Here is a 7351-nt window from a genome sequence, read left to right on the forward strand (position 1 = left end):
GCGTAAACGGTCACGCTCTCCCCTCCCTCGCCACGTCACTGGGGCGCTGACGTGGCGAGGGAGGGGAGAGCGTGACCGTTTACGCAGGTCTCAGCGTTGGGTGGGGGGTGGCGAGCGGGTCATGGCGGTCCGATTCATGATTTCTTTTAGGAAAGTTTCCTAAGAGTTGCCGCGATCGTAGCCTTGACACAGCGTGCTTACAAGACCCAATCCCGTGACAGCGCCGGTGCGCACGGACACGTGAAACGCGGCCACGCCTGGTGTCTGTGGCATCGACTGAGGTGAGCAAGGGTGGCGGCGCGAGCGCGCGTCTCCACGCGTGGAGAAAAAAGAACTCCGCCGCGAACCGGAGATCGGCCGCGGCGGAGCCGGGGAAAGCGTTTACTGCTGCTGAGTGATCTTTACGTCGTCCACGCCGGCCTCCACCAGGGAGGCGCCTGAGGCGTCGGCGGCGTCGATGAGGATGCGGACCGTCTGTCCCGCGTACGAGGTCAGGTTCGCGTTGGCCACCGCCCAGGCGCCGTTGCGGTTGGTCGCCGCCCCGGCCTGCTGGAACACCGTGGACGTGGTGTTGCCGACGACCCTGACCCGCAGGTAGTCGGCGCTGGAGGCGTTCGAGCCGTGCGCCAGGTACCACGACAGCGACAGGTTCAGCGTGCCCGTGGCGGGCAGCGTGATCGGCGGCGACTGGATCGAGGTGATGCCGCCGTCGATGTCGTGGTCACCCGCGGCGGCTCCCGCCAACCGGCCCGTGACCAGGTCGTTCGTGCCGCTGACCGTGGTGCCGAGCTGCTTGGCCCCGGAGGAGGTGGTGGACTCGGGGTCGCCGCGCTCCCACAGGCCGGTGGTCGCGGTGTCGGCGCCCGAGGGGTTCGCCGTCCAGCCGGTGGCCGTCTCGAACGTGTCGGACCAGACCGTGACGGGCGGGTTGCCGGTCCCGCAGTACTGGTCCTCCTTGCCGATGATCCGGTAGACGCAGTCGGAGTATTCGAGGAAGCGCAGCACGGCCTCCCTGTTACGGGTGGTCTGCGGGCCGATCTGCTCGTCCGGCGGGTAGAAGCCTGGACTGGCCGAACGCGGGTACATCTCGAACGTGAAGCTGAAGATCTTGTGGACGCCCCACATCCAGTCGTCGATGGTCCCGTCCGTGATGTACAGGTCGCTGGCCTGCTCGGGGGTGTAGTTGTTGGTCGAGGCCATGTTCTGGCCGAGCGTGGCGTGGGCGTCCCTGTCGTCCTGCGTCAGTCCCGGCGCGGTGTCGTTGTAGGTGTAGCCGTACGGCCACAGGATCAGCTCGCTGTAGGTGTGCCAGTCGATGTGCGACTTGAGCTGCTGCACGCCGCCGACGACCCGGCCGCGCACCCAGTTGGCGGCCGCCCTGACCTCGGGCGCGGACTCCGCCGACGCGCCGCGGTAGGTCTCGCTGGACGTCGAGCCGGACGAACCGCCGCAGCAGCCCCAGTTGTAGGCCCAGTTGCGGTTCATGTCGGTGCCGACCGCCGAGCTGCCGGAGTTGGGCTGCCGGTTCTTGCGCCAGGAGCGGTAGCTACCGGTGGCGATGTCGTACTCGCCGCCGTCCGGATTCATGTCCGGCATGATCCAGATCTCCCTGGTGTTCACCAGGTTCGTGATCCGGGCGTCACTGCCGTAACCCTCGGTCAGCAGGCGCATGATGTAGAGCGCCATCTCAACCGTCAGGTGCTCGCGCGCGTGCTGGTGCGCGGTGAACAGCACCTCGGGCTCGTTCTCGTCGGCGCCCACGTTGTCGCTGATCTTGACCAGGCGCAGCGCCCGGCCCTCGTACGAGGTGCCGTACGTGGTCTGGCTCATGATCGAGGGATTCGCGGCGACCAGGTTGTTGATCGCCGCGGTCATCTCGGCGTAGTTGTGGTAGCCGGAGTCCGACGGCGGGAAGTCAGCGATGGCCGCGCCGGACCGGGATGGAGGGCGCGGCACCTCCGCGACCCGGTAGCCGAGCTTCTTGATCGCGGCCACTTCGGCGGCCGTGGCGGTGATCAGGACCGAGTCCGCGGCCACCTCCTCGATGGCCGCGCCGGTTGCCGCCACGGCGCTGCGCTGCTGCGCGTTCGCCGGGCCTGCCACGCGATACTGCCTGTTGGGCGGTGGTTCGGCGGCGGCTCCCGCGCCGGTCATGCCGGTGGCGCAGACCAGGCTCAGGGCGGCGAGCAGGATGACTAATCGGCGATTCACCTCGTCCTCCTCAGGCGCGTGGGGGGTGTGTGTTGACAGCGCGCCTGACCTGAGAGTGAAGAGGTTGTGTGCCCTAGGAAAGGCCCAATTTTGCCGAGTAGTTCACCAGGGCCTCGTCCAGCGGCTTCCTGTTCAGATCGGGCACTTCGGCGTCCTCGGCCGCGTACCCGATGGGGAACAGGATGTAGGGCCGCTCGTTGGCCGGCCGCTCGCAGATCTCGGTGAGGAAGGCCATCGGGTTGGGCGTGTGGGTGAGCGTCGACAGGCCCATCGCGTGCAGCGCGGTGATGAACAGCCCGCAGGCGATGCCCACGCTCTCGTTGACGTAGTAGTGCTTGACCCGCCGCCCGTCCGGCCTGACCCGGTACTTCTCGGCGAAGCACACCACCAGCCAGGGCACCACTTCCAGGTAGCGCTTGTCCGAGGTGGTCTCCAGCGGGGCGAGCGCCTCGCGCCACTCCGGCGGCAGCCGGCCGCCCTCGTAGTTCTGGCGCTCCTCGTCCTCGGCCGCCTCGCGCACGCGCCGCTTGGTCTCCGGGTCGCCGATCGCGACGAACTTCCACGGCTGCTGGTGCGCGCCGGACGGCGCGGTGTTGGCGGCGCGGACGGCGAGCTCGACGCACTCGTAAGGCACCGGCTCGTCGCTGAAGAAGCGCACGCTGCGCCGCCGGTCGACCATCGCGTAGAACTCCGAGCCGCGCTTGATCATCTCTTCGGGGTCGTAGCGTTCCGGCCGGTAGGGAACGAACGGGTACTGGTGCTCCATAGAACCGGCAGTCTCGGGAAGACTGCCGATCCTGACAACACCCCGCCCTCTATGCTGCCTATCCGACAGCGAAACCACGATTCTGGGGTCGAATATGCCAGCACGCCGTCATGGTCTTGACGAACTCGATCTCCGGCTGCTCCGCCTGGTCGCCGAGCGGCCGCGCAGCGGCCTGCTGGAGATCGCCCGGCTGCTCGGCGTGGCCCGCGGAACGGTCCAGGCCAGGCTCGACCGCATGACCGCCGACGGCGTGATCACCGACTTCGGCCCGAACCTCTCCCCCGCCGCGCTCGGCCACCCGGTGCAGGCGTTCACCACGCTGGAGGTCGAGCAGGCCTCGCGCGAGCACATCTCGGCGACCCTGGCCTCGATCCCCGAACTGCTGGAGGCCTACATCGTCACCGGTCCCGGCGATGTGTGGTGCCGCATCGCGGGCCGCGACCACGAGCACATCCAGCAGGTCATCGACGAGATGCTGAAGATTCCCGGCGTCCGGCGCAGCAGCACGGTGATCACGCTGTCCGCGGTCGTCCCGCACCGGGTGCAACCGCTGGCGGAGATTGTCATCGAACGCCCGGCTTCTTGAGTGACTATGGAGTGATGGCAGGCTCTTCGCGGTGGACGTGGGCCCCGCTGCTCCTGTTACGGCTCATGCCGCTGTTCGGCGCGGCCATCGCCGTCGTGTACGGCGTCACGTTCTCGGCCATGCGAGGGGCGCTGGAACGCGCCGCGCCCGCCCTGGGCAGCGTCGAGCACACGTTCCTCACCCAGTTTGCCCAGACGGCCGGGGAGCGGCTCTGGCAGGTCGTGTCCTTCTTCACGGTCGTCTCCGCGCTCTCGTGGCGCCTGTCGAGTCACGCCGAGCGCGGGGCGGGCGCGTGGGTGCCGCTCGGCGCCGGGCTGCTGGCCGCGCCGTACCTGGCCGGGCTCATCGGCATCTGGTACGTCAACCCGTCCAGGACGGTGTTCCGGCTCGACACCGTGCACGGGCCCGTGGCCCTGGACATCGGCCGGGACACGGTCGTGCCCGGCTGGTCGGAGCCCACGCTGGTCGTCCTGCTCGTGCTGGCCGCGGCGGCCCAGATCGCCGCCACCGTGCTGGTGCGCGGCGGGCCGATCGAGCCGCATCCGCCCAGTCGCACGCTGAGCGCGGTGATGTTGTTCGCGCAGCCGGTCTTCGGCGCCGCCTACGCCGGGCTGACCTTCGCCGGGCTGGCGGTGGCCAGGGCGTACCGGCCGCCGGCGCACGCGCAGGACCGGGACGTGACGCTGATCTACGTCAGGGAGGAGACCAGGGCGGCGGCCGACTACGCGCTCGGCTACACCGTCTACCTGGCCCTGGCCGGCGCGCTGCTGGTCGGCCTGGGCGTCGCGGTGCTGCGGGCCAGGGGGCCGCTGCTGCTGAGCGTGCTCGGGCTGCTCGCCATCCCGTACGTGGTGACGCTGGTGCTGCTGGGCAGCAGCGCCGCCCCGCTCAACGGCGTCACCGGCGACCACGTGCTGGTGGCGATGATCCGGCCGGAGTGGCTGATGCCCTGGACGCAGGTGGTGCTCACCGCGTCCGGCGTCGCCTACCTGGTCGCGCTGGTGACCCTGGCCCGGCGGTGACCGGGGGCCAGGGTCACGTCGGCCGCGTCAGAAGTCGTCGGGGGTGCGGATCCTGTCGCGGATCCAGACCCCGGCCTCCTTGAGCCTGGTGGTTCCCGCGTACGGGCCACCGGGGCAGGTTCCGGTGGTGAACACCGCGCCGGAGCGGTGGTCGTCGGAGAAGTTCCAGTTCACCCAGCTGATCTTCTTCTGCGCCATCAGGTCCAGGTACTGCTGGCTGCGGGTGAAGTTGTTGCCGCCCTCGCCGGCCGAGTTCTGGGTGCCGAACTCGGTGACGAACATCGGGATCCGGTCGGCGGCCCTGGACAGGGCGTTGAGGTAGTCGCTGCCGTGCGAGGCGGCGTAGAAGTGGAAGGTGTACATGATGTTGGCGGCGTTGACCGGGTTGTTGACGACCTCGGTCTCGGTCGCGCCGTCGGAGACGCCGAGCGAGGACCAGGCCCGGGTGCCGATGAGGATGGGCGTGTCGGGGTCGTGCTGCCTGATCACCGGGATGAGCTGGTGCGCGTAGTTCCTGATCGACGACCAGGAGACGCCGTTGGGCTCGTTGGCGATCTCGTACAGCAGGTTGTTCTTGCCGTTGTGGCGCTGGGCGATCTCGGTGAAGAACGTCTTGGCCCGTGACAGGTTGTAGTTGGGGTCGCCGGGGGTGAGCATGTGCCAGTCGACGATGGCGTACATGCCGCGCGCCGTGGCCTGCTCGATCAGGTTGTGCACCCGGTCGGTGAACAGGCGCGGGTTGGTCTCGTAGCCGTCCTCCTGGATGTACATGGAGATCCGCAGGACGTCGGCCTTCCAGTCGCCGGCCAGGGCGTCCAGCGAGGCGGTGTTGAGACACTGGTGGTACCACTGCAGGCCGTGCGAGCTCATGCCGCGCAGCTGGATCTGCTTGCCGTTCTGGTTGCACAGCCGCACGCCGCAGACGCGCAGCTGCCCGTTCGCCGCGACCGGGGTCGCGGCGGGGCCGGTCTGGGTGGAGACGATGAGCCTGTCGAGGTTCGGCCCGCCGTTGGACGTGGTCGCGGTGGCCCGGACGACGTTGGTCCCCGCGTTGAGCGTGACGGCGGCCGACGCGTCGCGCCAGGTGGTCCAGGCGCCGGTGCCGGGGAAGTCGGTGCTGGTGGTGGTGCTGTTCACCTTGATCGCCATAGGCCGGTTGGCGGTGGTGCCGTTGGCGTAGCGGAAGATCAGGGTGGCGTTTCCCGCCGTGGCGGCGTCGACGGTGAACTCGACGTACGAGCCGGTGACGTTGTCGTAGTTGACGAAGCCGGTGCCGCTGTACCCGGCGTGGTTCGACTCGACCAGGCCCTGCGAGACGGTGGCGTTCTCGGCCTGGTAGGTGACGTCGGCGGCGTGGGCGGGGGCTGCTGCTGCGGGTAAGGAGGCGGCGACGATCGCGGCCAGGGCGATGAGCCGCATGGATCGATGCATGGGGGTGGACTCCTACTCGTTCATTAGGAAACTTTACTAACGAGCAAGAGGAGCGTAGATCTGACTCCCGGCTCGGAGCAAGACCCAGAAAAGTTGTCAGGCCGTCACGACGGTGATCAGCCCGGCGGCCACCAGGGCCGCGGCCCACATGCGGTCGACGTTGAACCAGGCGCGGCGCAGCACCGTCAGCCCGGCCACCTCGTAGACGACGACCGCCACCACCCCGGCCACCGTGAACATGGCCAGCGTGTGCAGCCCCGCCACCGCCAGGCCGCCGGTGACCGCGTGCCCGCCGTGACCGCCGTGACCGGGCGCGGCGTTCAGTCCGGTGAAGACCGGCAGGAGCATCAGGCCGGCCCCGTGCGCCGACGACATCAGGAACGACCAGGCGGCCAGCTGCCCGAGCGACAGCCGCATGCCCACCCAGCGGAAGTGCCGCTTCGACAGCAGCCGCCACAGCCCGAAGCACACCAGCGCCACGCCGCCGCCGATCGACAGCGCGGTCCCCGTGACCAGCGAGCCGGTGGCGGCCACCACCAGGGCCACCAGCGCCACCGCGGCGAGGTGGCCCAGGGCGATCGCCGGTATCGAGCGCAGCAGCCGGCCCCTGCTGCGTTCCTGCAGGCCACGGGCGACGGCGAAGAGCCAGCCCATGGCCGGGTTCAGCCCGTGGAAGGCGCCGAGCAGGACGATCGCGGCGATCGCGGCTGCGGTCACGGGTAGCAGTAGGAGTCGGACGAGGCGTCACCGCCCTGCAGCCGGATCTGGTGCGGGCGCAGGCCGCGGAAGTCGTCGCCGTGCGGGAAGAAGCGGGTGTCGAACGTGAACGTCTCGGCGTCCAGCTTGGCCAGCCAGGCGCCGACGCCGGCCGGGTAGAACTGGTCGTCCCAGGCGCCGTACAGGGAGTTGGTCACGTAGACGCGGCGGCCGTCGCGGCTGACCTCGACCATCTGCGGGCCGCCGCGCAGCGGCAGGTCCGGCCGCGCCGGGTGGGCCGCCTGGCGGGCGATGCCGCCGATCCTGAGCGCGGCCAGCTCCACCGGTTTGTCCGGGTCGGTGACGTCGTACTGCTTGATCTCCCCGGTGCCCCAGCAGGAGACGTACAGGCGCCGGTCGTCCACCGACAGGGCGAGGTCGGTGACCAGCGGCGGAACCGCGCCGAACGGGCGCAGGACCGGCGGGAGCACGTCGGCGGGGGCGGGCTCGGCGGGGATGGAGATGACCTTGCGCGCCTGCCAGCGGCCGTTCTCGTGGAACCAGAGCCAGATCGACGACGACAGGTCCTCGACGCTCACCACCACGTTGACGAAGCCGTACAGGCGGGTGGGGTCGTGG

Annotated in this window: 7 protein-coding genes; 2 read left to right on the forward strand and 5 right to left on the reverse strand. The window is 69.5% G+C overall.

The window, feature by feature from the left end; all coding sequences use genetic code 11:
* Nucleotides 1-381: 381 nt before the first annotated feature.
* A complete protein-coding gene (locus HII36_RS51815) occupies nucleotides 382-2211 on the reverse strand; it encodes a M14 family zinc carboxypeptidase (RefSeq protein ID WP_328808279.1) in 1830 nt (609 codons plus the stop codon).
* 73 nt (nucleotides 2212-2284) lie between these two features.
* Complete coding sequence (locus HII36_RS51820) at nucleotides 2285-2977, reverse strand: nitroreductase family protein (RefSeq protein ID WP_173530788.1); 693 nt, start codon at nucleotides 2975-2977, stop codon at nucleotides 2285-2287.
* Between the two features lie 94 nt (nucleotides 2978-3071).
* Between HII36_RS51820 and HII36_RS51825 the strand changes: the two genes are divergently transcribed.
* Both HII36_RS51825 and HII36_RS51830 read left to right on the forward strand, forming a co-directional pair.
* The gene (locus HII36_RS51825; protein ID WP_173530789.1) at nucleotides 3072-3563 is read left to right on the forward strand and encodes an Lrp/AsnC family transcriptional regulator; all 492 of its coding nucleotides are present in this window, start codon (nucleotides 3072-3074) and stop codon (nucleotides 3561-3563) included.
* Nucleotides 3564-3577: 14 nt separating this feature from the next.
* Nucleotides 3578-4585, forward strand: a complete 1008-nt coding sequence (locus HII36_RS51830) for a hypothetical protein (RefSeq protein ID WP_173530790.1) — start codon at nucleotides 3578-3580, stop codon at nucleotides 4583-4585.
* 27 nt (nucleotides 4586-4612) lie between these two features.
* Here the strand turns inward: HII36_RS51830 and HII36_RS51835 are convergent, their stop codons facing one another.
* From HII36_RS51835 to HII36_RS51845, 3 genes are all read right to left on the reverse strand, one after another.
* Nucleotides 4613-6016 (reverse strand): cellulase family glycosylhydrolase, encoded by a 1404-nt coding sequence (locus HII36_RS51835; protein WP_173530791.1) that lies wholly within the window; start codon nucleotides 6014-6016, stop codon nucleotides 4613-4615.
* Nucleotides 6017-6112: 96 nt separating this feature from the next.
* A complete protein-coding gene (locus tag HII36_RS51840; protein ID WP_173530792.1) occupies nucleotides 6113-6733 on the reverse strand; it encodes a hypothetical protein in 621 nt (206 codons plus the stop codon).
* Nucleotides 6730-7351 (reverse strand): selenium-binding family protein (locus HII36_RS51845; RefSeq protein ID WP_217371030.1); only part of this gene is annotated, 622 nt, incomplete at its 5' end. The genes HII36_RS51845 and HII36_RS51840, both read right to left, overlap by 4 nt.

Source organism: Nonomuraea antri (assembly GCF_013283785.1).
Taxonomy (GTDB): domain Bacteria; phylum Actinomycetota; class Actinomycetes; order Streptosporangiales; family Streptosporangiaceae; genus Nonomuraea; species Nonomuraea antri.

What these genes read in the sequence shown, in the direction of transcription:
- HII36_RS51820 (WP_173530788.1), bottom strand. Translation starts at nt 2,977, where the DNA reads ATGGAGCACCAGTACCCGTTCGTTCCCTACCGGCCGGAACGCTACGAC.
- HII36_RS51825 (WP_173530789.1), top strand. Translation starts at nt 3,072, where the DNA reads ATGCCAGCACGCCGTCATGGTCTTGACGAACTCGATCTCCGGCTGCTC.
- HII36_RS51830 (WP_173530790.1), top strand. Translation starts at nt 3,578, where the DNA reads ATGGCAGGCTCTTCGCGGTGGACGTGGGCCCCGCTGCTCCTGTTACGG.
- HII36_RS51835 (WP_173530791.1), bottom strand. Translation starts at nt 6,016, where the DNA reads ATGCATCGATCCATGCGGCTCATCGCCCTGGCCGCGATCGTCGCCGCC.